Source organism: Sodalis sp. RH19 (assembly GCF_047324215.1).
In the GTDB taxonomy this organism is placed as follows: domain Bacteria; phylum Pseudomonadota; class Gammaproteobacteria; order Enterobacterales; family Enterobacteriaceae; genus Acerihabitans.
The window spans coordinates 5,415,993-5,440,031 of record NZ_CP178734.1; the positions used below are offsets into that span (position 1 = coordinate 5,415,993).

21 protein-coding genes are annotated in these 24,039 nt (G+C 57.0%); 7 read left to right on the plus strand and 14 right to left on the minus strand.

Going from position 1 to position 24,039, the window contains the following annotated elements:
• Positions 1-71 precede the first annotated feature (71 nt).
• From ACL2XF_RS24470 to ACL2XF_RS24480, 3 genes are all read left to right on the plus strand, one after another.
• On the plus strand, positions 72-1,739 hold the full coding sequence (locus ACL2XF_RS24470) for a methyl-accepting chemotaxis protein (RefSeq protein WP_413727660.1): 1,668 nt from the start codon (positions 72-74) through the stop codon (positions 1,737-1,739).
• Positions 1,740-2,044: 305 nt separating this feature from the next.
• Positions 2,045-3,655 carry a methyl-accepting chemotaxis protein gene (locus ACL2XF_RS24475; protein ID WP_413727661.1) on the plus strand — a complete coding sequence of 537 codons (1,611 nt, stop codon included), beginning with the start codon at positions 2,045-2,047 and terminating at the stop codon, positions 3,653-3,655.
• Positions 3,656-3,714: 59 nt separating this feature from the next.
• On the plus strand, positions 3,715-4,680 hold the full coding sequence (locus ACL2XF_RS24480; RefSeq protein WP_413727662.1) for a D-2-hydroxyacid dehydrogenase family protein: 966 nt from the start codon (positions 3,715-3,717) through the stop codon (positions 4,678-4,680).
• Between the two features lie 22 nt (positions 4,681-4,702).
• On the opposite strand, the gene ACL2XF_RS24485 is transcribed toward ACL2XF_RS24480, so the two are convergent.
• On the minus strand, positions 4,703-5,770 hold the full coding sequence (locus tag ACL2XF_RS24485; protein WP_413727663.1) for an SDR family oxidoreductase: 1,068 nt from the start codon (positions 5,768-5,770) through the stop codon (positions 4,703-4,705).
• Between the two features lie 103 nt (positions 5,771-5,873).
• Here ACL2XF_RS24485 and ACL2XF_RS24490 point away from each other — a divergent pair, with 103 nt between their 5' ends.
• Positions 5,874-6,782 carry a LysR substrate-binding domain-containing protein gene (locus ACL2XF_RS24490; RefSeq protein ID WP_410013496.1) on the plus strand — a complete coding sequence of 303 codons (909 nt, stop codon included), beginning with the start codon at positions 5,874-5,876 and terminating at the stop codon, positions 6,780-6,782.
• A 22-nt stretch (positions 6,783-6,804) separates the two neighbouring features.
• On the opposite strand, the gene ACL2XF_RS24495 is transcribed toward ACL2XF_RS24490, so the two are convergent.
• A complete protein-coding gene (locus ACL2XF_RS24495; protein ID WP_413727664.1) occupies positions 6,805-7,806 on the minus strand; it encodes an MBL fold metallo-hydrolase in 1,002 nt (333 codons plus the stop codon).
• An 82-nt stretch (positions 7,807-7,888) separates the two neighbouring features.
• Between ACL2XF_RS24495 and ACL2XF_RS24500 the strand changes: the two genes are divergently transcribed.
• Entirely contained in the window at positions 7,889-8,848 is a 960-nt protein-coding gene (locus tag ACL2XF_RS24500; RefSeq protein WP_413727665.1) for a LysR family transcriptional regulator, read from the plus strand.
• Here ACL2XF_RS24500 and ACL2XF_RS24505 read toward each other — a convergent pair.
• The 5 genes from ACL2XF_RS24505 to ACL2XF_RS24525 all read right to left on the minus strand — a co-directional run bounded on the left by ACL2XF_RS24505 (position 8,845) and on the right by ACL2XF_RS24525 (position 13,851).
• Positions 8,845-9,480 (minus strand): transglycosylase SLT domain-containing protein, encoded by a 636-nt coding sequence (locus ACL2XF_RS24505; RefSeq protein WP_410013499.1) that lies wholly within the window; start codon positions 9,478-9,480, stop codon positions 8,845-8,847. The two genes, ACL2XF_RS24500 and ACL2XF_RS24505, sit on opposite strands and share 4 nt — an antisense overlap.
• A gap of 418 nt (positions 9,481-9,898) precedes the next feature.
• Positions 9,899-11,281, minus strand: coding sequence for a sensor histidine kinase (locus tag ACL2XF_RS24510; RefSeq protein WP_413727666.1), 1,383 nt, complete (start codon positions 11,279-11,281; stop codon positions 9,899-9,901).
• Positions 11,274-11,984: a response regulator transcription factor gene (locus tag ACL2XF_RS24515; protein WP_413727667.1), complete on the minus strand. Its 711-nt coding sequence runs from the start codon at positions 11,982-11,984 to the stop codon at positions 11,274-11,276. The genes ACL2XF_RS24510 and ACL2XF_RS24515 overlap by 8 nt, the downstream gene beginning before the upstream one ends.
• A gap of 14 nt (positions 11,985-11,998) precedes the next feature.
• The gene (locus ACL2XF_RS24520) at positions 11,999-12,802 is read right to left on the minus strand and encodes a MipA/OmpV family protein (RefSeq protein WP_410013502.1); all 804 of its coding nucleotides are present in this window, start codon (positions 12,800-12,802) and stop codon (positions 11,999-12,001) included.
• A 317-nt stretch (positions 12,803-13,119) separates the two neighbouring features.
• A complete protein-coding gene (locus tag ACL2XF_RS24525) occupies positions 13,120-13,851 on the minus strand; it encodes an SDR family NAD(P)-dependent oxidoreductase (protein WP_413727668.1) in 732 nt (243 codons plus the stop codon).
• Positions 13,852-13,949: 98 nt separating this feature from the next.
• Between ACL2XF_RS24525 and ACL2XF_RS24530 the strand changes: the two genes are divergently transcribed.
• The gene (locus ACL2XF_RS24530; protein ID WP_413727669.1) at positions 13,950-14,366 is read left to right on the plus strand and encodes a winged helix-turn-helix transcriptional regulator; all 417 of its coding nucleotides are present in this window, start codon (positions 13,950-13,952) and stop codon (positions 14,364-14,366) included.
• Positions 14,367-14,453: 87 nt separating this feature from the next.
• Here ACL2XF_RS24530 and ACL2XF_RS24535 read toward each other — a convergent pair whose 3' ends face one another.
• The 7 genes from ACL2XF_RS24535 to ACL2XF_RS24565 form a co-directional block, all read right to left on the minus strand.
• Positions 14,454-14,948, minus strand: a complete 495-nt coding sequence (locus ACL2XF_RS24535; protein WP_410013505.1) for a DUF1198 family protein — start codon at positions 14,946-14,948, stop codon at positions 14,454-14,456.
• Between the two features lie 171 nt (positions 14,949-15,119).
• The gene (locus ACL2XF_RS24540) at positions 15,120-16,142 is read right to left on the minus strand and encodes a fimbrial protein (RefSeq protein ID WP_413727670.1); all 1,023 of its coding nucleotides are present in this window, start codon (positions 16,140-16,142) and stop codon (positions 15,120-15,122) included.
• Positions 16,143-16,152: 10 nt separating this feature from the next.
• Complete coding sequence (locus ACL2XF_RS24545; protein ID WP_413727671.1) at positions 16,153-18,702, minus strand: fimbria/pilus outer membrane usher protein; 2,550 nt, start codon at positions 18,700-18,702, stop codon at positions 16,153-16,155.
• 70 nt (positions 18,703-18,772) lie between these two features.
• Positions 18,773-19,459: a molecular chaperone gene (locus ACL2XF_RS24550; protein WP_410013508.1), complete on the minus strand. Its 687-nt coding sequence runs from the start codon at positions 19,457-19,459 to the stop codon at positions 18,773-18,775.
• A 114-nt stretch (positions 19,460-19,573) separates the two neighbouring features.
• A complete protein-coding gene (locus ACL2XF_RS24555) occupies positions 19,574-20,086 on the minus strand; it encodes a fimbrial protein (RefSeq protein ID WP_410013509.1) in 513 nt (170 codons plus the stop codon).
• 618 nt (positions 20,087-20,704) lie between these two features.
• Complete coding sequence (locus tag ACL2XF_RS24560) at positions 20,705-21,994, minus strand: MFS transporter (RefSeq protein WP_413727672.1); 1,290 nt, start codon at positions 21,992-21,994, stop codon at positions 20,705-20,707.
• A gap of 544 nt (positions 21,995-22,538) precedes the next feature.
• Complete coding sequence (locus ACL2XF_RS24565) at positions 22,539-23,273, minus strand: SDR family NAD(P)-dependent oxidoreductase (RefSeq protein WP_413727673.1); 735 nt, start codon at positions 23,271-23,273, stop codon at positions 22,539-22,541.
• Positions 23,274-23,349: 76 nt separating this feature from the next.
• On the opposite strand from ACL2XF_RS24565, the gene ACL2XF_RS24570 reads away from it, so the two are divergent.
• Entirely contained in the window at positions 23,350-23,997 is a 648-nt protein-coding gene (locus ACL2XF_RS24570) for a TetR/AcrR family transcriptional regulator (protein ID WP_413727674.1), read from the plus strand.
• Positions 23,998-24,039: the final 42 nt, after the last annotated feature.

The window sequence follows — 24,039 nt, forward strand, 5'->3', positions numbered from 1 at the left end:
CCCCCATCCTCCATGCATGCCAAACATATGCGCACAAGCCAGCATAGAAATAATTAACAGGAGCAGTACCTATGCGTGTTCTAAAAAATACCAGTATTCGAGTTATACTCTTAATAACACTTGGTTTTTTTATGGTACTGTGGGGTGGGGTTTCCGCATTTACCCTGTCCTCGCTGAATCAGGTAAACCATCTATTAGCAGTCAGTGAAGATCAGAAGAAAGACATTGATATTGTCACCCACGGCAACGACCAGTATTTTCGCACCGTTACGCGCCTGTCGCGGGCCATGGATTATGTCCAGACTGGCGAAATAGGGGATGCCGATAAGGTACTGGCGACGGCTATTACCGCCATGCAGAGCACCAAAGCGGCGCTTGATGAGTTCAAAGCGCGGCAACATCCCTCTATTGACCCCGCGGTAACTGAAAACATCATCAGCAGCTGGACCAAGCTTATTAATCAGGGAATGGAGCCTTTATTGCAGGCGGCCCAGGCGAAAAATATGGATGAATACCGCCGCATATACCGGACGCAATCACCGCCGTTCAGCCAGGCTTTCGGCGCGGCGGCGGAAAAATTCAAAAGCGAGGCCATGTCGCAGGCAGGCGCGCTGCAGGTGGCGGTGGTGGTCGATTGGTGCAAAAAAATATTGATTGCGGCCATCGTGGCCGGACTTATCATCCTGGTCCTGACCGACCGCTATCTTGTCAACTGCATGATTAAGCCGCTGGAACGGTTTAAAGTACAGCTGCACACGCTTTCCGGCGGACATTTGGGCGATACCATCGCCGTGTTCGGCCGTAACAATGTGGGCCTGCTATTCCCCTATTTGCAGGAAATGCAACAGAACCTGATCCGCACGGTCTCCGCCATTCGCGACGGTTCCGCCTCCATTTACCAGGGCGCGGGGGAAATCAGCCGGGGCAATACCGATCTTTCCTCGCGCACCGAGCAACAGGCGGCGGCCCTGGAAGAGAGTGCCGCGAGCATGGAGCAGCTAAGCGCGACGGTTAAGCAAAATACGGAAAATGTGTTCCAGGCCAATAAAATGGTACAGGATGCTTCCAATACCGCTAAAAAAGGTGGCGAAATCGTCGATGAGGTGGTGGCCACGATGAGCAGCATCACCACCAGTTCGAAAAAAATTGCCGATATCACCGGCGTCATCAACGGCATTGCCTTCCAGACGAATATCCTGGCGTTAAACGCCGCGGTGGAGGCGGCCAGGGCGGGGGAACAGGGTCGTGGATTCGCCGTGGTGGCGGGCGAAGTGCGCAGTCTGGCCCAACGTAGCGCCCAGGCGGCGAAAGAAATTGAAGGGCTGATTGCGGAGTCGGTTGAACGGGTAAGCACGGGGTCCGTGCAGGCCTCGCGCGCCGGCGAGACCATGCACAGTATTGTGCAGGCGGTAAACCGCGTGACGGATTTAATGAGCGAGATCTCCTCGGCCTCGGAAGAACAGAGCCGGGGCATCAGCCAGGTCAGCACCGCGGTGGCGGAAATGGACGGGGTAACCCAGCAAAACGCGGCGCTGGTGCAGGAATCCGCGGCGGCGGCGGCATCGTTGGAAGAGCAGGCCCGTTTGCTGACGGAAACCGTGTCGGTATTTCAATTGCCGGCGGCGGGGCGATTGCTGAAAACAGACACCTCGATATCGTCTTGCGCCGCGGCGCCAAAGGACGGATTAAAAACGCCGGCTGGCCGGGAAAAACTTAACGAAAATTGGGAAACATTTTAACGTCAATCCTTTTTGAGTAACGCCTGGTGGCTGCCGGAAAAGTGTCGGCCGCCGCTAGGCGCCCACCGTCCCGCCGCCAGACGATCTCCCTTCTCTTCGCCCCTTAACCCCCGGCGCGCGCGTTGCGAACGCCGCGGATCAAGACCGTCCTATTGCGTTATCCATTGCGTTACCCATGCCGCATATCCTGCCGCTTATTTGACTTAGCGCCGGGGATACGGTTTTTTACCGCCCCGATTGCCCCGCTGTAACATCACTGACATCAAGCCGCCGAATACTGCATTTTATTTATGATGGATAAAATCATGTTGGTTATTGGTCAAGGTGGTTTCAAGGGCCGCAGATGGCGATTGCCGCGCATCGACGCGCCGCAATGGATGACCAGCCTGCGCGGCGGGTTTGTCCTGTTCCTGTTGCTATTTTGTCTGTTGCAATGCCTCTCTATCGCGTTGCTTTCTCAGTTGGTCACCCATATGAAAAGCAATATCACCACCGCCCACGCCATGACGGAACGTCAGGCGTTAATGAATAAATCCCGTATAGAATTATTGACCGCCAGCGATAATATCAATCGCGCCGGCGTTTATTTTATGCAGGATAAACAAAGCGGCTCCGTCGGCAGTTGGCAGGCCTTGGCCGACAGCGCCGACACAGCGCTAAAAGCGGCTCAGTCCTTTTTTGCCGATTATCAAAAGCTGGATGGCGCGCAGGATAACGACGCCGCTCTGCGCCAGAATTTCGCCCTGGTGTTTGACGGGCTGAATGAGCAGTTAAAGGGACTGCGCGCGGATAATATCGATTCGTTTTTCATGGTGCCCATCCAGGCGTTTCAGGAACAATTCAACACGGCGTTTTATCAGCGGCTAAGCCAGGATACCGCCGAAGCCGGGCGCTTTAACCAAGCGATATTATCCTCGCTGACCACCGGTCGCAGCCTGTCGCTTGGTATCTCGGCGTTGCTGGCAGGTTTGCTGGCGCTAGCCGGCCTGGCCCTGTCCTATGCCGTTATCATGCCTCTCGACCACGCCCTGCGCCATATGGCGCAGATTGCTACCGGCAACCTCAGCGAACCTATGACGGCCTCCCGCTGGCAGTCGCGGGAGATCGTGGATCTGAATCAAGGTATCGGCCAGATGCAACTGGGCTTGCAACATATCGTCAATGAAATCAATGAAATATCTTCCCTGGTGATGCAGGGCGCCGGCGACATCGCCAGTCATAACCAGCGCGTCAGCCAGCATAACCGGCACCAGACCCAGGCTTTTCAAACTATCGGCGAGCGGTTAAACCATGTGGCGCAGGAAGCGGAAACCGGAGCGCAGTTCGCCGGTAATGCCACACGTCATATGAGTGATGCGGAGGCGTTGACCCGGCGCTGTGGCGAGATGGTGACGGAGGTTGATAAAAAAATGCATGAGATCGTGGCGGAGTCGGAAAAAATAGCCGGTATCGTGACCTTCCTCGACGGTATCTCCATGCAAACCAAACTGTTGTCGTTGAACGCGGCCATCGAAGCGGCCCACTCAGGGATAAACGGCCGCACATTTTCAGTGGTGGCGCGGGAAATGAGCCTGTTGTCGCAAAAAAGCGGTGGGTCGACGCGTGATATCGATATGCTGATCCAATCCACCCACCGGCACATCGACAGCGGTTTCAGCCGGGTAAAAGCGTTGGACCGGGTATACCACGATATTGTCCAGGCGGTGCAGGGGGTGGCATTGTTATTGGATGAACTGCAGCGCAACGCCGCGTCGCAAAGCGAAGGGGTGAATACCATCGCCGGTGAAATTAAACAGCTCAACGATCAAATCGCGCAAAGCAACCTGCTGACCCTGGCGTGCGCCACAGCGTCCGATGCGCTTATAGGCCATTCCCAACGTTTGCGGCAAAGCGTCAGTAAGTTCGCGCTGGCATGACCGGCCGGAAAAGCCGATGATATTTTCCTGCCATCCTTTGTGCCACTGCGAGGAATAAAATGAGCCAATTATCCCCTGTACGTATTGCGGTTATCGACGACTGGCAATCCGTCGCCGGTCAGGTCGTGGACTGGTCTGCGCTGACGCCGGTCGGCGACGTGACATTTTTGCACGAGTTCCCCGCCGATACCGCGGCGTTGGCCGCACGGCTGCAATGCTATGACGTTATCTGCGCCATGCGTGAGCGGACCCGTTTTGACCGCGCGCTCATGATGCAGTTGCCGCAGTTAAAGCTGCTGGTGACCAGCGGCATGAAAAATGCCGCGATTGATATTGCCGCCGCCGGAGAGCTGGGCATAAGCGTCGCCGGCACCGACGGCAATCCCTATGCCACCCCCGAACTGACCTGGGCGTTGATTATGGCGCTTACCCGCAACCTGCTGGCGGAGGCGACTGCGTTGAGGTCGGGCGGCTGGCAGCAGGGGCTGGGCACCAGCCTGCACGGCCGCACGCTCGGTATCCTGGGGTTGGGCAAGATAGGCCGGAAGGTGGCCCGCTATGCGCAGGCCTTCGGCATGGAGACTATCGCCTGGAGTGAAAACCTGACGGCTGAGCGGGCGGCCGAATCAGGTGTGACCTATGTTGATAAAGCAACGCTGTTTGCACAGGCGGATGTCTTATCCGTCCATCTGGTATTGAGCGGGCGCACCCGCGCAATGGTGGACGCGCCATCGCTGGCGCTGATGAAACCCTCGGCGTATGTGGTCAACACCGCGCGCGGACCGATAATTGATGAGGCGGCGCTGATTGCCGCGCTGCACGAACGGCGCATCGCCGGCGCGGCCCTGGATGTCTTTGACCAGGAACCGCTGCCGGCGGCGCATCCGTTTCGCGCCATGGATAATGTCCTGGCGACGCCGCATATCGGCTACGTAACCCGTGAAAGCTACCAGGTGTTCTTCAGCGATATGATCGAGGATATCCTGGCCTGGCACGCCGGCCGGCCTATCCGGCTGCTGGCATAACCGGGCCGCCGGGATCTGGCGGTTACGCCGGGATAATACGCTCGGCTTTCAGACGGTCAAACAGGTCGATAAAGCTGTCGCGGGTATCCTGGTAGCCGGTAAAACCGGCCTTACGGCTTTTGCTCATATCGGTCACGATTTCCATCGGCCGGCCGAGGTCGGCGTCGGTATGCCACCAGGAGACCAGGTTATCGATATTGGCCTCGCGCAGGCCAAAGCGCGCGGCAATGTCCGTCCACTGCGCCGGCGCGTCCTGCATGCGCTCGCCAAGCGGTGACGCCTGGCCGGGGAACGGCGCCGGCGACACGCCAAAATAATCGGCTATCTGCGACCACATCCACCGCCAGCGGAAGATATCGCCGTTTACGACGTTAAAATCCTGGTTTTTCCCCTGGTCATGGGTGGCGGCCCATTCCAGGTGACTGGCCAGCAGCCGGGAATCGGTCATATCGGTCAGGCCGTGCCATTGCATGGCGGAACCCGGGAAAATAAACGGCTGGCCGGTGTATTTGCACAGCGTGGCATAAACCGCCAGCGTTACCCCCATATTCATGGCATTGCCGATGGCATAACCAACGATGGTATGCGGGCGATGGACGCTCCAGGTGAAGCCATGGCGTTTGGCCGCGGCGAACAGGCGATCTTCCTGGGCGTAATAAAAATTGTCCACCGGCAGCCGCCCCTGTTCTTCGCGAAAGGGCGTGACGGGGACCGCGCCGGTGGCATAAGCCTCAAAGGGACCGAGGTAATGTTTCAGCCCGGTGACCAGCGCGGCATGGCCGCCTGCCATAGAGGCGCCCAGCGCATCCAGGACATGACTGACCATGGCGCCGTTCACGCGGATATTTTCTTTTTCCGTAGCCTGACGCGACCAGGCGGTGAAAAACACGCGATCGACCGCAAGATCTTTCAACGCCGCCGTCACGGACTGCCCGTCGGTGAGGTCGGCAACGATGGCTTCGCAGCCTTCCGGCACCGGCGTGCGGCCACGGGATAAACCGTAGACCCGCCACCCACTGTGCAATAATTTCACTGCCAGCGCGCTGCCGATAATGCCGCTAACGCCGACGATTAAGGCACGATGTTGCATAGCTTATCTCCCATTATCATTCCAGGTCTTCAGCTTAGACTGGAATTTAATTCTTATCCCGGCTATTGTTTCCTTCCATTCGAGAATTTTTATCCCTGATAATATGCATCCCACGGAACGTCTGAAAGGCCTGAGCGCGTTTGTTTACACCGCCAGGTACGGCAGCTTCGCCGCCGCCGCCGAACAGCTGAACCTCACCAGTTCCGCGGTGGGTAAAAGCGTGGCGCGCCTTGAACAACGCCTGGACACACGGCTGTTTGAGCGCACTACGCGCCGGTTGGTCCTGACCGATGCCGGACAGGCGTTTTTCGCCACCTGTACCCGGGTATTGAACGACCTGGCCGATGCCCAGGCGGTATTGGCGTCCCATGCCCATACGCCCATGGGCCGGCTGCGTATCGATCTGCCGGCCTCGTTCGGCCGCCTTATCGTGATGCCGATATTGATCGCGTTTTTCCGGCGGCATACCCATCTGCGGCCCCATATCACCTTTACCGATCGTTTTGTCGATTTGGTTGACGAGGGCGTGGATGTCGCGGTGCGTATCGGCGGCGTTGGCGATTTGCCGCCGGCGATCGGCTCCCGCTACCTGGGCACCGAACGCCTGATTTTCTGCGCCGCGCCCGCTTATCTGAAATCCCGGGGCGTACCGCTCACCGTGAAGGCGTTAAGCGATCATGATTGCGTGGTCTATGGTAAAAGCGATGGCGCGGGGGCGCGCTGGTTATTGCCGGCGGAGGGGGGGCGGACTAGGGGGCTTGAGATCGCGCATCATATGATGGTCAGCGACAGCGAAGCGCAGGTGGCGGCCCTCGAGGCGGGGGCGGGCCTGGCGCAAATAGCCACCTGGCTGGTGAGCAAAAGCCTTGATGAGGGCAAACTGGTGCCTGTCCTGCCCGAGGCCGTGGTCGACGGCCTGCCTTTGCATATTACCTGGCCGAAAAATAAGCAACTGACCCCCAAGATCGATTTATTGTTGCGAACTTTCGCCGGGCAGCTGCGCATCCGCTAAGGCATGCGCGCGCGTGCCGCGGTTATTCTAATCCCGCCAGGCTGTAATTCACCGGCACCCACCGGTAACCCCGCCGATCGCCCGTCCTATCCCGGTATTTCACATGGCCCAGGCCGGGAAAAGCAATATGGTCGGCGGCAATCAAATAGTCATTTTTTACCGCCTCCTCCAGAATGGCTTTCCTGGATTTGGCCGCCTGCGTCTTGTCCCAGTCATAGGTAATCGTCGTGTCCGGATCGGGAAATTGCACGGCGGATGAATGAATGGTATCGCCCCAGATCAACAGCTTCTGGCCGGCGCTTTCTATCATATAAAGCGTGTGGCCCGGCGTATGGCCCGGGGCGGGGATGGCGTTTATGCCGGGAAACAGCTGGGTTTGACCGGTGAAGGTTTTTAATTTTCCCGCGGCGATTACCGGGCGGAAGGAGGACGCGGATTCCGCGAAGGTATGCTTTTCACTCTCCCGCACCTGGCCGATATTCCTGGGATTCAGCCAAAAGTCGACATCCCGCTGATTAACCCAAACGGTGGCATTGGGGAAAGCGTACTGGCCGTTATGCACCAATCCGCCCGAATGATCCGCGTGAATATGGGTTAACAAGACGGTATCTATCTTTTCCGCCGGATAACCGGCAGCGCGCAGGTTTTCCAGCAGACGTCCGCCATTGTTGCCAAACAGCGGGCCGGAACCGGTATCGACGAGTATCAGGTTGCTGCCGGTGTTGATGACATAGGCGTTAATGGACGTTTCCACATTGGCGGACATATCTTCATCGGCCAGGCGCTGTTTGAGCATGGCGGGGGTGATGTCCAGCAACAGCTTGTCCAGGGGGATGGTGACGGTGCCGTCGGAAACGGCGGTGATTTCAAACTTGCCCAGCATCATACGATAAAAGCCCGGAGCCTGGTGTTTTTGCTGCGCCACCGGGGTCGCGGCGGCGGGCACCAGCGCCAGGGCGGGTGAGAGCGCCGTAGCAAGCATAAAGACGGCGGCGACCTTGACCTTGTTGACTCTTTTCATCATTACCTTCCATTTTAAAACGACATAAATCAATGGCTAAAGTATCTGGTCGGCGATAGTATTGATCAAATTGATTGGAGTAATTATGAATATCAACGAAAATGATTTTCGTGGTGTGGATTTGAATCTGCTGATTACTTTCCTGGTACTGTACCGGGAGCGCAGCGTTTCACTGGCCGCGCAGAAGCTTTTCCTGGGGCAACCGGCGGTCAGCAGCGCCCTGGCCCGGCTGCGCGCGTTATTTGACGATGCGCTGTTTATCCGTACCGCCCGCGGGATGCAACCCACCGCCAGGGCGGATTTCCTGGCCCAGCGGTTTGCGCCGCAGTTTGAACAGATCCAGTCGATTTTATTTAATTCCGATGAGTTTATCCCCGGCGCGAGCCAGCGGACATTCACTCTGGGAATGACGGATTGGGTAGAGATTTGGCTGATGCCGCCGCTGTTAAAACAGCTCAGGACGCACGCGCCGGCTATTCGAATCAACGTTATCGCCACCACGCCCTTTGAGGACCCGGCTTTTCTTGAGCAGCACGAGGTGGATATGGTGGTTTCAGTCACCAGCGATCAGGCCCCCTGGCTACGGCGGGAGAAGCTGCTATCCCAGGAATTCCTGGTATTATGGCATCCGCGTCAGCTGCCGCTGCCCGCCCCGCTCTCCCTTGACAATTACTTGCGATATGAACATCTGCTGGTGACCTATCGCTCCAGGGCGCGCAGCGTGGCGGACGATATGCTGGCGCAACAGGGCATGGAACGGCGCATCAGTTATACCACGCCGCACTTCTCTTCATTGCCGGGGATATTACAGAATACGCCGGTGCTGACCACGGTACCGCAAGCATTGGCGCAGGCGTGGATGCGCAATGTCGCTTTTTGCGCCAGTCCGCCGCCGTTGGCGCTGCCGGGATTTGACCTGTCGCTGTTATGGCATGCCAGAAATGACGCCGATGCAGGCCGCCGCTGGCTCGCGGGGCAGATAAGCGCTATAGCGGGAAATAATGCGGCGCCGCGCACCGCGGAGACAAAGCACTTAGAGTCTTAGCGCATCGCCAGATAGGCGTTTTTTACCTTCCACAGGTATCGCGGCGCCTGCGGCTGGGGATGTTTTTCCTGGATGTGCTGGTAGAACTGTTCCGGCGTCAGTTGGTTGATTCTGTTTATGGCGTAGTCCCGATCGCTTGAGAACGAGCGCAGCAGGGCGCCCGCGCCGTTAACGTAGGCGACCGCGATGGCGTAACGCAGCGTCTCGGGGTTGTGGATGCCGGATAACTGCCGTTGCAGGATGCTGATATAGGCCGTGCCCAGATCAATATTCGTGGCGGGGTCTTTTAAATCACGGACGCTCGGCTGGCCGTAGCGGCCTTTTAACCGATAGGCATCGCGTCCGGCGGTAGACGCCTTAAGCTGCATAAGCCCGACGGCGTTGGATTTGCTGATTACGCTGGGATTATAACCCGACTCTACCTGAATAATGGCTTTCACCAGCGTTTCATCGACGCCGTAAATGCTGGCGGAGTCGTGGATATAGCCGCCATAGATTCCCTTGGGCGCTGACTGCGGCAACATTTGCTGCGGCTGGGGGGGAGTAACGATGGCGACAGGCCGCTCTGTGGGTTGTTTGGCACACCCGGCCAACAGCAAACCCGCTATCAGGAAAAGGGAGTTTAATTTCACGCAGTATGCCTCAGGCGACGGGAGCGACCCTCAGCATATACAGGTTTGCGCCAGTTCTGAATATTTTTTTTCAGTGATGCGAGGCAAATTGCATTTTTTCTCGCCGTTTCGTTAGATTGCGCGGGATTCCGGCTGGAATATTCCCCTGTCTCTAAGATGCATCCTAAAATTATATTTAAATATTCAAAAAAATATAAGGGTAACGCCGCGCTCAAATAGCGCGCGGCATCGCCGTTGCCGCCCAAATAACGCGACTGGCCCCAAATACGACAACGATGTCAGTATAATTTAACTGTCGATATTAAGTAAATAACGCAGGTTATACCGATTTTTCATTTCTATTTTTATCTTAGCGCGACATGCGCTGCGATATTTTGCCGCCTGCCGGCGCCGGCAGGATATTGCCGCGCCATAAGCGTTAGAACCGCAAAATAAATCGGCTGCCCTGCTGCAGGGCTTTGACATCAAGCTGCCAGTGATGGGCGACGGCAATCTCTTTGCAGATGGCCAGTCCCAGTCCCGTACCGCCATGTACCGCGCCGGGCGCGCGCCAGAACCGGTCAAACACCCGCGGCGCTTCATCGGCTTTAAGGCCAGGCCCGTTGTCCGAGACCTGGATGGAGGCGGCGTCGGCCAGAATATCAACGGTACCGCCGGGCGGGGAGTAGTGGATGGCATTCTCGACGATGTTTTTCAGCAAGATAAACAGCGCGCTTTTATCCGCGTGTATCGGCGGCAGGGTATCCGGCAGCCACAGGCGCAACGTGATACGGTTGCCCGCGGCCTTGCGGTCCAGATAGGATGCCACGTCGCGCATTACGGCAAGCCGGTCCACCTCGCCAAAGCTATAGTTCTGCGATTCGCTCACCTCCGCCAGGTGCAATAGCTGGCGGACCTGACGCGCCATCAGATCGATTTCCCGATACAGCAGGTTTTTATTTTCGATTTCGGGCTGCAGCTCAATTTGTCCCCGCAGTAACGTGAGCGGAGTTTGCAGCTCGTGCGCCGCGGCGCCGAGGAAATCCTGCTGGGCGATAAAACCCGTTTCCAGTCGCGCCAGGGCGGCGTTAAAAGCGACAATCAGCGGCTTGATTTCACTGGGAATATCACGATCGTTTAAGCGTGTCTGCAAATTAGCGGGCGTGATCGACATGGCGGCCTCGGAGGCCACTTTCAGGGGATAGAGCACACGGCGTATGGTAAAAGGGAATGCCAGGCCGAACGCGATGGTCGCGATTAATATGCTCCAGGCGATGATCTCCGGCAACGGCGCGAATTTCATATTCGCCACATTTTCCCCGAAGACGTCGCTGGTCGCGGTCTGCACGTAAAAGCGCCTTCCCCCGTGATCGGTTGCAAGCGTTATTACATCAAATGGCCTGCCGTTGATGGTCACGCGCTGATGGGAATCCGCCAGATCCGCCAGCCGGCCCTTGCCCCATGCCAGGCCGCTGTTGTCTTTCCCACTGCTGAGCATCAATGTGCCGTGGTTATCAAACACGCGATACATCACTTCGGTGGGGGCGATAGCGAATAGCCAGGCCGTTTGTTCATCCAGCCTGGCGGAGACGGGCATGCCCAGTTCGTTGTATTGTAAGCCGGCGGAAACCCGCAGCGCGTTTTTTTGGTTATTATCTTTCTGCCACATTTCCCGGGGAAACTGATTTAACGCGTAGAGGTAAAGCGCCGCGATAAACGACAGGCTGACCGCCAGGACCGCAATGCTGGTCAGCCATAATCTTGCCGACAGGCTATATGTCCAGTAACGGATCCATTGCGCACGGAGAAATTTCTTAAGCATAGCCAAGCCCGCCGTCATCGCGGGAGGCCGTCCTCACGGCCAGGGCGAAGCCGACGCCACGGACATTTACGATTTGGGCGGCCACGCCCGCGGTGGACATTTTTTTACGTAGCCGGTGAACGGTGACTTCCAGCGCATTCGGCGTGACCGCTTCCCCTAATCCCCATGCCGCGTGTTCCAGTGATGCATGACGCACCGTCTGCCCGCCCGCCTTAAGCAACGCCAGCAATATTTGCAGCTCGGTGGGGGCGAGCAAAACGGACTGCGTTGCGCCGTACAGCGTCGGTTCCCGGGGATCAAGGGTAATATCGGCGAAGGCGTATACCAGGCCGGCGGTTTCAGCCGGCCGCCGCATCAGCGTTCGGATGCGCGCGACCAGTTCGCTCATGGCGAACGGTTTGGTAACGTAATCGTCTGCGCCGCTTTCCAGTCCGTCGACCCTATCGTGCAAGGCATCCCGGGCGGTCAGGATCAGGCAGGGCGTCATATATCCCGTGGCCCGCAACTCCCTTAAAAAATCCAATCCGTCGCCGTCGGGCAAGCCGCGATCGATGATAAGCACGGCATAATCAGCCTGCTTTACGCCGTATTTCGCCTGCGACAGGGTATAAAAAAAATCGGTTTCCACCCCGGCACCGGACAGCGCCTGACCGATCATGGCCGCCAGACGCTCGTTATCCTCGATAAGTGCGATACGCGCCATGTCGTGTTTTCCCGTTAGAAACGATAAAGGTAGCCGAACCGGGCCTCGGGGATCACTGTCCTGTCAACCAATGGACTGTCGGTGATTCCGCCGCCCAGATGAGAGACGCCGGCGTCCAGGCTCAGGCTTTGGTGCGGCGTAAGCTGGTAATCGAAACGCACGCCCGCCGAGAAGTTATAGGTGGCTTTGCCCGCGTAGGCATCGCGTCCGGCGCGCGCTTCATCATTTTCCACGCCGTAATAATAATCCACATAGCGACTGTTATACCAGTCAATGCCGGCGTGGGGCACGAGCGTGACGTCCCCGTATTCGAACGCCCGGTGGTAATCAATGCCCGCTTTCAGCCCTTTATTCCCCGCCGTCAGGACGTTTGCGCCGAAGGTGCCGTAGCCGCTGTCCCAGGCCATGGCCGGTCCGACCCAGAATCCGCCTTTGCGTTTTTGCATGCCGTCGAGTATCGGCGCATCCGATTCCTTATAGCCATCGCCCAGGGCATATTCCCCGCGCAGGGTAACGCTGACGTTATCCCAGCGGCCGATCTTGACGTCAAGTTTGTTGCCGAAGAGATGGATCCATTTGTTATCGAAATAGATCAGGGGCAGCGGGGAGACGCTGGCATCGTCTCCTTTGTAAGGCGATTGCTCATAGCCCACGCCGATGCCAAGACCCCAGTGGGTAACGTTGGGCGCATCGCTCCAAAATGAAAAGCCCGTCGCGTCATTCTCCGCCGTCGCCGGGGCGGTGCCGGCAGCGCAGGCGGCGCCGGAAAAAAACGCTACGGATGCTACTGCATACCCTATCCTGAGCCGATGTTGCATGAATTCTCTCACAGTGGTTGTCTGGATGTCGCCGGGAGGACGTGACCAAGATGGGGTCAACTCTAAGGCCGTCAGGCTTACAGTCGACTTACAGCGAGGCGATTAATGATCCCTTCAGCGGCAGTCCGCCATCATTTCATGGCATGGTCATCGCAGTGAATAAATTTGGGAGGGTGCCGGCAACATGACATAAGTGAACAACGCGCGCCGGCCCCGAGCCGCCGGCAGGGACCGGCAAAGAGGCGGAATGTATCCGCCGGCCAGGGTCACGGGTTGGGTGGCGACGATAGTCATGTAGCCGGCCTGGGCGCCGCCGGTTAAATTTGCGCCATTCCGCCATCAATGCACAATTCTGCCCCGGTAATAAAGCTGCTTTCATCCGAGGCGAGGAAAAGGGCGGCGGCCGCGACTTCTTCCGATTTGCCCAGACGGCCTAACGGAATATGGCCGATCAAGGTTTTCCGAACCTCTTGCGTAACCTGATCAAACATTGGCGTGTCGATCGGTCCGGGACTCAGCGTATTCACGCGAATTCCCCGATCGGCGAACTCGTTGGCCCACGTTCTGGCATAGGAGCGCATGGCGGCTTTGGTCGCGCCATAGACGCCATAGCCGGGGGTGCCGATAAATCCGGCGATGGATCCAATCAATACCATACTGCCGCCCTTATCCATCAGCGGCAGCGCTTTTTGCGCCGTGAACAGCGCGGCGCGGGCGTTAACATCAAACATCAGATCGAAATGGGTTTCGGTTATCTCGTTTAATGTGGACGGCACGGAAACGCCTGAGGCGATCACCAGAACATCCAGCCGACCTTTTTGAGCCTTGACCGCGGCATATAACCGGTCAAGGTCCGCCATTTCCGTCACATCCCCTTGCACCGCCGCGATATTTCCGCCGATCAATGCCACCGCCTTATCGAGTTCCGCCTGGCGGCGGCCGGTGATAAAGACATAAGCGCCTGCTTGCACGAAGCGTTGTGCGATGGCCAGGCCGATGCCACTGCCGCCGCCGGTGACGACCGCGATTTTCCCGTTTAAGTTCGACATATAAGTACTCCATTGAATTTGAACCATGATGGTATAACTTATATACTTACTGTCAATTACGCACCTTGAGTCGCGTAGGTATACACAAGGAAACCACTATGTCCCGGCCCGCTATCAACACCCTTGCTGCCGCATGCGCGGTGAACACCCTTGCCGCTGTATGCACGGCGCGCCCGATTCTTGACCAAATCGCCAATAAATGGTCCCTGATGATCCTGATTGTCCTTTGTGAGCAGCCGGTTCGTTTTAACGCGTTGCAGCGGCGTGTGGGGGGGATAACCCAGAAGGCGTTGACCGAGAGCCTGCGTCGTCTTGAGAGAAACGGGCTGGTAAAACGATGTGTTATAGCCTCATCGCCGGTCGCGGTTGAATATTCGCTCACGCCGTTGGGGCATACCTTGCAATCACCGTTTGCCGCGATTTATGCCTGGGCTGTCGATCATCAGCCCGACATCGAACGGGCGCAGCGGGATTTCGATCAGCATATTCATCAAATGAACAGCGCGGTTAATTGAACCCGCATTGAGACATCGGTCTTATCCGCAGAGTGATGGCCTGGCTGAACGGTTTACCGTCCTGTTGGACAAATGCGTCCTGCCGCCTTAATTCTTCGGCGCGACACCGTCGAGATAATACACATTGCTGTTGGCGGCGGGGACCTGGTTAAAGATATCGGTAAAGCGCGCGTTATAGCGTTGCCGGTAAGCGGCGAGATCATTTGCTTCCGGCTCAAGGTCCCGTAAAAACGAGAGCGCCAAACGGACATGTTTATGCGTCAGTTCGGTGGGCAGCCGCGCTTTATGCAACACCGAATGCCAGAATGCCAGACTCTCTTCGGCGTCATCGACAATAAAGGTTTGATAGATCAGCAGCACGCCCGCGGCGTTGCCGAGATGTGATTCGCTGTTATGTAATAAATAGCTGACAAACTCGCCGCCGGCTTTTTTCCCCATTTGGCTTATCATGGATTCCACATAGACCGGCTCGATATTCAGGCGTTTGGTCAACGCCTGCGACGCCCGGCGGGAATCGGAGTTTAGGATGCGAAAACCGACAAGGAAAACGACAACCAGCGTTGCCAGTATGAGCCAGATCATGGGACGTCCTCAAGCAAACCAGGGTCCATCATAAGAGTAAATCACCGCCGAGAAAACAGCCGTGCGGAAGAAAGATGTTCACCGGGATTCAGCGACCCGCAATTTACCATTATTGCCGGAGCTGCGCACTGGCGTCCGCTTTAAGGCCAACCCATTTCATCCCGCCGTGATTTATTGGTAGGTTAAGGTAAAGGTGGCGGTGCTGTTGGCGAGTCCGGGCGTCACCGTGCTTTCAGTCTGGTAATAACGCGCCTCTAACGGGATATTAAAAAATCCTGCCGCGGTGGTGGTGCCAACGGCCAGCGGCGCGCCGAGGGTGACCGGATTGCTATTATACAGTATTTGCACGCCCACGCCGGTGGCGGCGGGGGGGGAAGAGGATGGGCTCAGCGCCAGTACGTTCGTCGCGCTGCCGGCGCTGATGCCGTCGAACTGCACTCTGACATTAATGCCGGGATTACAATCCAGCGGTATAGTAAAGCCGCGCAGGCCCGCCGTGCTGCCGATGGCGGTAAACTCTGCGCGATCCACATTACCCATCGGCACCGTAATGGCGGTGTTGGTCACTGAGCATGCATTGACGATAACGGTAATAATTCCCGAGAAAAGCGATACCGCCGGCAAAGTCAAATCACTGCCGTTTACGACATTGATAAAACTGGCGAGATGTGTCGAGGGGAGGGTTCCGGGGGTGACGGGACCGAGTTTATAAAAAGTGATTGTTGCGCCGCCGGTTAACTGCGGGATGTAGCCGCTTGGATTGGAGCATAGCTGAACGGTATTGGCATCCCCCCCCATCTGCGGGCCGGTGCCTATATAGGCGGATCCTACGCAGTCTCCTGTAGGCTGCACATCGCCATAGACGATGTAACCTAATCCGGTATCACCCAATTTATAGATGTTGCGGCCAGCCGATACCTCACCTGTGATATTTTCCGAATTTCCCTGTAGCCCAAATTGTTGCTGGGTTATGCCGGCGGGGGCGCACGAATATCTATCCGAGCTCGGAAAAACATAGGGGTTGCCTATCAGGCCGTTGGGTTTATCACGCGCTAACGTTAAGGTGACGGGGGCGCCGGTCTGCGATGCTCCCGTGGTGGTACAGGCGGCCATGGCCGGTGGGGTATACGCCAGCGCCGCGCACGCCGTCGCCAGCAGGGCGCTTATCGACCATAAAATGCGTTGTTGCTTCATACGATGGCTCCTAACGACATGGCACACTGGCCATGCGAATCGAGGGGGTTGGCGATGCCGCGGCGGGCAGACTGTAGCCGGCTTCGCACCGCTGGTCCGCGCCCTGGCCCCAGACCGCCTTGATCCGGCCCTGTTCCGGCATTCCGCTCAGGTACACCTGGCCCGCGGCATCCGCAATACCGCTGTTTTCGCTTTCACCGGCGGCCTGTATCTGGGTGACCTGCGTGCCGAAGGGCACCGGCTGACCCCGATATGTTATCGTCAGCAGCACCCGGCTGCCCACCCGGGTCTTGAAGTCCGCCAGCGCCAGCGCTCCCTGCGTGGGTATGACGGTCTGGGTATTGATATCGATATCCACATCCTCACCCAACGTCGTGGTGTCGAGCGCAATGCGATTCCGGCGATACGTGGTGGCAAAGGGCACCACGGCGTAACCACGCCGGTCGGTCACCACGCCGGTATTGTTTTCCACCCGTACCCCGTCGGCGCCCGGCGCGCGTACCAGCGCCAGCGTATCGCCCAGCGATTGCGACAGCGTGACGCCATAAGGATGCGCCACGACGCCGCCCTGCGCCCCGTAGTTTACCTGCCGGTTGTGTCGGCTGTAGTTATAGCCTGCGTTGAGCTCGCCGCTCCCTCCCCGGTACGACGCCGATGCGCTGCCGCTGGCGCCGGTACCCCGGTTGCCGTAGCTTTGCTGCACGCTGTAGTTAAAATTATTATCCGCAAGCAGGGTGCCGCTGATGCCCGCCTGCTGATTGACCGCGCCGTGGTTATCGCCATTGACGCTGTAGGTCGCCCAGCTGTTCGGCAGCCATTTGCTGAGCGGGATTTGCACGCTGAACGCAAATTGCCGATCGTTGTCCTGCGGCCCCGGCGTCTGGCTAAAAGTGTAATTCAGGTAATAGGTGATGCCGGCGTGGCTAAGACTGTACCCGGCGCTTAAGCTGCGCTGATAACCGCTTTGCCGCCAGTAGTCCTGCTGGTAGCCCGCCAGATACAGACTGCCGGCATCGCCCATAGACTGGCTGACATTCAGTTGGATCCTGCTGCGCTTGTTGTAGAGCCGTTGCCAGGCGTCGGAGGCTTGATGGGTCATCTCGTTGGCATCGCCAAAGTCATAAAAGCCTTTGCTGGAGTAGCGATACCCGGCGAGGGTAAAAGAGGTCCCGTAGTCGGTAAAGACTTTGGCGTACTGGAAGCGATACGATTGGCCGGTATGGCGCTCATCGCTGCCGGGCAACGTGGTGTTGGCCCGGGCCACATCGAACGACGCGGAGCCCAGGTCGCCAAAACCACGGCCCATCCCCAGCAGCAGGGATTGGTAGTCCGCCGAGGCGATTGACCCGCCGTAGACCGACGTGTCCCCGGGCAGGCCGTAAATCAGGCTGCCCATAAGAAAATTGGGCTCCCGCGCGTCGTTAAACGCGGAGCGGTATCGGCCGGCGCTGGCGGCATATTTCAACCTGCCCTCGCGCTGCATGATAGGCACCGCCGAAAACGGTTGGGTAAAACGGCGTTCCGCGCCGCTGGCTTCCCGTATCGTCACGTCCAGGTTACCGCTGGCCGCGGTGGGAAACAGATCGGTAATCACAAAAGGGCCGGGGGCGACGTACGTCTGATAAATAATGGAATTATTCTGGCGAATGGTCACCTGCGCGTTGCTTTGCGCGATGCCTCGTACAACCGGGGCAAACCCGCGCAGGCTATCGGGCAGCATATTATCATCGGAGGCCAACTGCGCGCCGCGAAACGGCACGCTGTCGAATATCGTCCCGGGCGTGTAGGCGTCGCCGGCGGTAAACTGGCCCTTAAGCGACTGCACGTCATGCTGGACGTACGTGTTGATGCTGTCCCAATGGGAACGCTCCCGGCTGCTGTTGCTATAAACAGAATAATTCCTTAATCGCCAACCGCCCAGATTGGCCCCGCTGCGCAGGTTGAGATAATGGTTTTCGTCGCTGCCCGACTGGTCGTCATACCAGGTAGTAGAGCCGGAATAGGCGTAGCCCAGCATCAGGGCGGGCAGCCCCTGATCCCATTGCGACGGATCGACATAGCCGCGCGCCTGGCTGTCCAGCGCCGCCTGCGGCACGCTGAGATCCAGGCGCAATTGCTGGAAATTCAGCGTGCTGCCGGCCTCGGGAATGTACTGGCCAAGCGCGGTAATAGGCTGGTCGTCCGGCAGCGCCCGCAGGGCCGGGAAGGCGCCGCGATTCACCCCATACTCCGCCAGTTGCCTGGCGGTGAGTTCGGGCTGCAGCCCCGCCGCGGAGGCCACAAACGTGACCTCGCGGGTATCCACCTTATTGCCGTTGAGATAGATATCGACGCGATAGATGCCGGGCAGTTGTCCCCCGATATCAGAGAACTGGGAGAGATCAACCGTGTGCATTGCCGCCCCCTTGAGGGATAGGGCGTTGGGATTAAAGTAGTCCTGCGCCGGCGACGGCAGCGGGACGAGACCCAGCGATAAGACCGGCAAAACAGGCGGGATGGACCAGGCGAAGCAGCTCATCAACATCGGTTTGACAGGCAGCCGGGATAGCGCATTTTTCATATTCACCCCCTCTACCGCATGCTGGCAAACGGATGATTCGCCGGCTAATGGGCGTGCCGTCGTTAAGCCATCACAACGGCGCGCTGGCCGGCGCGGAAGTGCCGCCGAATTCATTAATCGCCCGCCACATCACGTTACCGCGTACCCCGGCCGGCAACGGCCAGCTCAGGGTGCCCAGCGGGGCAATCATGCCGGGATTTGTAATGTCCTGGCCGCTTACGCTCAAACTGGCGAACGACACGTAGAACGGGGTAGGGTTACGCGCCGTTAATTGCCCGCCCTGGCGGGAGAAATTCAGGGCTTTATACGCATCCCCGGCACGACCGGCCAGGTTTTGCGGACGATAAAACAGTTTGATGCGGGTATTGATGCTGATCAGCAACTGGTTGATCGCATTTTTATCGGTGGCGGGGATGGATTTAATATTGAGCCAAAACACCGATTCGCGGTCCCCGGGCAGGTTGCCGCCGGCGCGCACGATGCGCAGGACATTTTCCTGCCCCGCATCCAGCCGGAACAGCGGCGGGGTGATGATAAACGGCACCCTGAGGGTGTCGCTATCGCGTTCGTTATCAATCCAGGACTGAATAAGATAGGGCAGCGATTTGTCCGGATTGCTGACGGAAATCGACGCTTCTTTCTTCCCGGCATCGTAAACGACCCGGGTTCCGCCCACCACCACGCCGGCCTGAGCCAGTAAGGCGCTAACCAGCCCGGCTGCCATGCATACCGCTTTCAGCCACTGAAACATGGTCATCTCCAGTAAAAATCCGCCACTACGCGCGCCATGGCCCAAGAGTAATGACCGATAGAGATTAAATATGGCCTCTGGGGCGACCTAAAGACGGGGCCAGGGCATCGGCATTTATGTTTAGGGATATTGCAGGACGAATTCCGCCGTGGCATTGGCGGCACCTGCTACAATCGGCGTCGCGGTTTGCATGTACTTCGCCACGAAGTCCAGCGAACCGCCGGCCGCGGTGACAGGCTGCGCCACGGACGCCGCGCCAAGATTCACCCGGGTGCTGCCGTCGGATTCAAACAGCGCGATGCCGGCGCCGGTGGCTCCCCCGGCGGTTAAACCTAATACCGTGCTATCCGCGGGATCCGCAGCGCCGGAAAAAAAGACCTGGGCAGTGGTTAAACCCGCGGGGCAGGAGGTCAGCGTAATGGAGAACGGCGTGGAACCCGCGGTTGCGCCAACACCACTAAACGCCGCGACGGTTAAACTGCCCATATTCACCGCCACGACGGCAGGTTCCACGACACAGGCTGTATCCAGAATGGTTCCGGTGAAGTTGATGGTACCATCGGCGGCATTAGCCAGGCCGCAGGACAGAATGCCGGCTACGGCTAACGCGGGAAGGGTAAATGTGCTTTTCATATAAGGCCCCTCGTTCACTAATATTATTTATCGCTGGATAAATCACTGCCCTTTTGAAACATGCCACTCAATCTTGCCGGAACGTGATCGCGTGATCTCATTACCTGTCAACGAGCGTGGGGAAAAACGCCAGTAGGGGATCAAGTGAATAATAAACCTCATTAGGGTGTATTTGCAGAAAATACAGCGTGCGATGCAAGTTGATAATAACGCCGGTACGTCACCTTCTGTAAATAGGGCCAAAGTGAATAATGAATAAAAAAATATAAAAACCTTGATATTGATTTTTAATGGTGAGTTATTTTAAGGGGCGGGGAGCAATTAGGATAAAAACCTCTTTGTGAGACAAGATAGGTTACGCATAAATAATCATAATGAATTTTAATTTTATATGGGATATAGCCAGATAAATTATTGTTATAGAATGTTGAGTGAAATTGATAGCCTGCATTAGAGCAGGTGCCTAATCGGTGATGGATAGTTAATGAACGGTGCGGCTGCGCCGCCAAAAAATAAGGCGTATATAAAAATAATGCCGCCCATGTCGGCGCGGCAGGCAATAATGCCGGTGATTCCTTGGGGATGCTTCCCATCCGGCGGGTTTAGCGGTCTGCCATATCAGCCGACGCGTTTTACTTCACCCACCAGGCACAGGTATGACAATGCGCCCAGCAGGGCGACCGCCGCGATATAGATCAATGCCGGCGCGAAACCATAATCCTGGGCAAGATAGCCGACCACCAGCGGAACGGTGATGCCGCCCAACCCGCCGACAAAGTTAAACACGCCGCCGGTCAGTCCGATCAGCCGCACCGGCGCCAGCGACGATACCAGCGACCAGGTAATGGAAGCAAAACCGTTGCCGAAAAAGGCTAAAGCCATTAGCGTCATAATCCAAACAGGATCGTTGGTATAATTCGCGCCCATAATGCAGGTTGACAGCAACAGGCCGCAGATGATGGGCGTTTTGCGTGCAAATCCAATGGTTTTGCCCTTGCGCACCATACGGTCGGCAAAGAGACCCGACAGTAATACGCCCGCAAACGCGGCCAGGAAAGGTACGGTAGTCATAAATCCGGCGGTCAGGGCGCCGATATGTTTTTCCTGGGTCAAATAATTGGGAAACCAGGTGAGAAAAAACCATAACGTCGAGGTTACGGCAAATTGCCCCAGATAAACGCCGACCAGCTTGCGGTGAAATATTAACTTCCAGTCGGCCGCGGTCATGGACATGCGTTGCGCCTTGGCGGTAGGCGCATCGCCGTCAATAATGCCGCCGCCGGCTGCGATATAATGCAGTTCGGCCGCATTAATCCCTTTGCTTTTTTTCGGCGGTTGATAAACAACGTGCCAAATAACCGACCAGATTATGCCCACCCCGCCGGTGAGAATAAACACCCAATGCCAACTCAGCATTTCCTGCACCCAAATCAATAGCGGCGTCAGAAAAGCCAAACCGACAAATTGCCCCGAAGTGAAAAAACCAACTGCCGATGCCCGTTCCTGCTCGGGGAACCAGCTCGTCACCATCCGGTTATTGGTTGGAAACGCGGGCGCTTCAAACATCCCCGTGATGGCGCGTAAGCCCATAAGTGAAATCAAACCATTGGCGAATCCCTGGCTGAGCGTCGCCACGGACCAGCCGAAAATGGCAATGAAATAGGTCATTTTTGAGCCGACGCGATCGAGAAACCAGCCGCCGGGTATCTGGCAAAGGGTATAGGTCCAGGCAAATGCCGAGAAGACATATCCCATCTGTGTCTTATTAATACCGAACTCTTGCTGGATATGCACCGACGCAACCGCCAGGTTGGCGCGGTCGACATAACAAATCACCACGGTAATAAAGATCATGAGCAATGTGATATAGCGCCGTTTGGACGGCGCGGTGGCTACTGAGATATCCATCTTGTTCATCCCGTTCAGTAAAGTACAACATGTAAGGTAAGGTGGGTAGTGAGTTGATAATATTTTTGATAGAAACTGCAAACGCGCATGAAATCCATTGTTATAGCATCGAAAATAAATTGTGTTTGCAGGCGATGCGCGCTTTGGCTTTGTGACAAAATAAACAATACAGTGTTAAAAACCTAATGAACTACCGCAGCACGTTATACAATAAAAAGAACTCATTAATTTTTTAAGTTAAATGAAATTAATGGCCCACCGGCTGAAAATATATTTATCAGTCAGTATTAAAGGCAATATGGCGTTCTGCCCGATGGATGAAAGAATGTGTCGTTGCTTCCAAGCAGTTTCTTTCGCAATAATTATCTGTTGGTGATTGTAGCACCATAATTTTATCTTGTACTACAATGCAGATCACACTTTGGACACTTTATCCGCGGGCTTGATGGCCCGCGAAAAAGAGCGCGGCTGCCGCTGGCGCGGAGCAAGCCGGCTCGTTCATTGCGCGCATCAGCGCGCTACTGCATACCCGACTGCGTCAACATTACCAGGGGAGGCTACCCTGCTCGTTTTGGTAGGCGCCTTTCGGGTCGTGCTCAGTAAGCAGCGCCAGGCGCACTATAAATACCGCCGCCTCGGCGGGCATCCTATCACCCCGATTTCCGCTTAGCTCGGTGTTCACCAGGCCTGGGCAGGCAGATACCGCGGTAATCCCGGTAGCGCGCAGTTCGGCATTGAGCTGGATCGTCAGCATATTCAGCGCGGCTTTTGACGCGTTGTAGCCAATAAACCGGACATCGTAGTACGGCCAGTCGGGATCTTCATTGAGCGTCAATGAACCCAGGCTACTGGATAGATTGACGATACGCCCGGCTTCGGACTTACGCAGCAGCGGCAGCATCGCCTGCGTAACCGCCAGTGTCCCGATGAAATTAGTGTCGAATACCCGACGCACCGCGTCCAGGGCGGCGGCGCCTGGCGCGCCGTCCGTGGCGTCGGAAACGCCGGCATTGTTCACCAGGATATCGAGGCGGCCATACTCGGCGTCGATCCTGACCGCGGCCGCGGCTATGCTCCGCGCGTCGCAAAGGTCAATCTGAATGAACGACGCCGGCAAACCCTGCGCGGCCAGCTTATCGGCCGCGGATTTACCTCGGCCCGCGTCGCGTCCACCCACCAGGACGAAGACACCCTTTTGCGCAAGCTGCCTGGCGATTTCGTGGCCGATTCCTTTATTGGCGCCCGTCACGAGCGCAATGCGGTTAGCGATATTTGTCATGTGAAGTTCCTTGATAATTTCGGTTATTCCGATCACATTAAGAATAAGAATAATTCTTCAGGTTTTGAATTCGCTTATGTTTTCGGTCCCCAAACGCAGCCTCAGCGCCCGTAAAGTCCCGCAGCAGGCGCGATCGGCCACCACTGTCGAGGCCATTTTCGACGCGACGATTCAGGTTTTATTAGCCGCGGGGCCAACCCGTTTGACGACAACGCGCGTGGCTGAAAGGGCGGGGGTATCCGTTGGCTCGCTATATCAGTATTTTCCCAATAAGCAGGCGTTGTTCTATGCGCTGAATGAAAGATATCTCATCATGCTGGCGGAACGGGTTGAGGCGGCCTGTCTGGCGCAACACGGGAAACCCTATGCGCAGATGAGCGACGCGCTCGTCAGCACCTACATTGCAGCCAAAATCGAGCGCCGCGATGTGACGAGCGCACTCTATCGTGCGGCGGCCGAGGTGGATGTGGCCGGACTGGTCGAGGCGATGACCAGGCGTGTCGAAGCGGCAAGCGAGGCCATGTTTGCCAGCGCCCCGGACGCGAAATTTGCCGATCTCGCTACGGTGAACCTGACGCTGTTGAACGTCCTGTGCGGCACCGTCTGCAATGTGTTCGTCAGGAATATGTCGGAACTGTTCGTTGGCGGCGGCCTGACATCACAGCTGACGTTAATGTTCTGTACTTATCTGAACGCGGCGAAAATGCCGCCGGTGGACGCGTAGTGCCGCGGGGAGAAAACACAGGCTAAGCCATTTTCCCCCGGG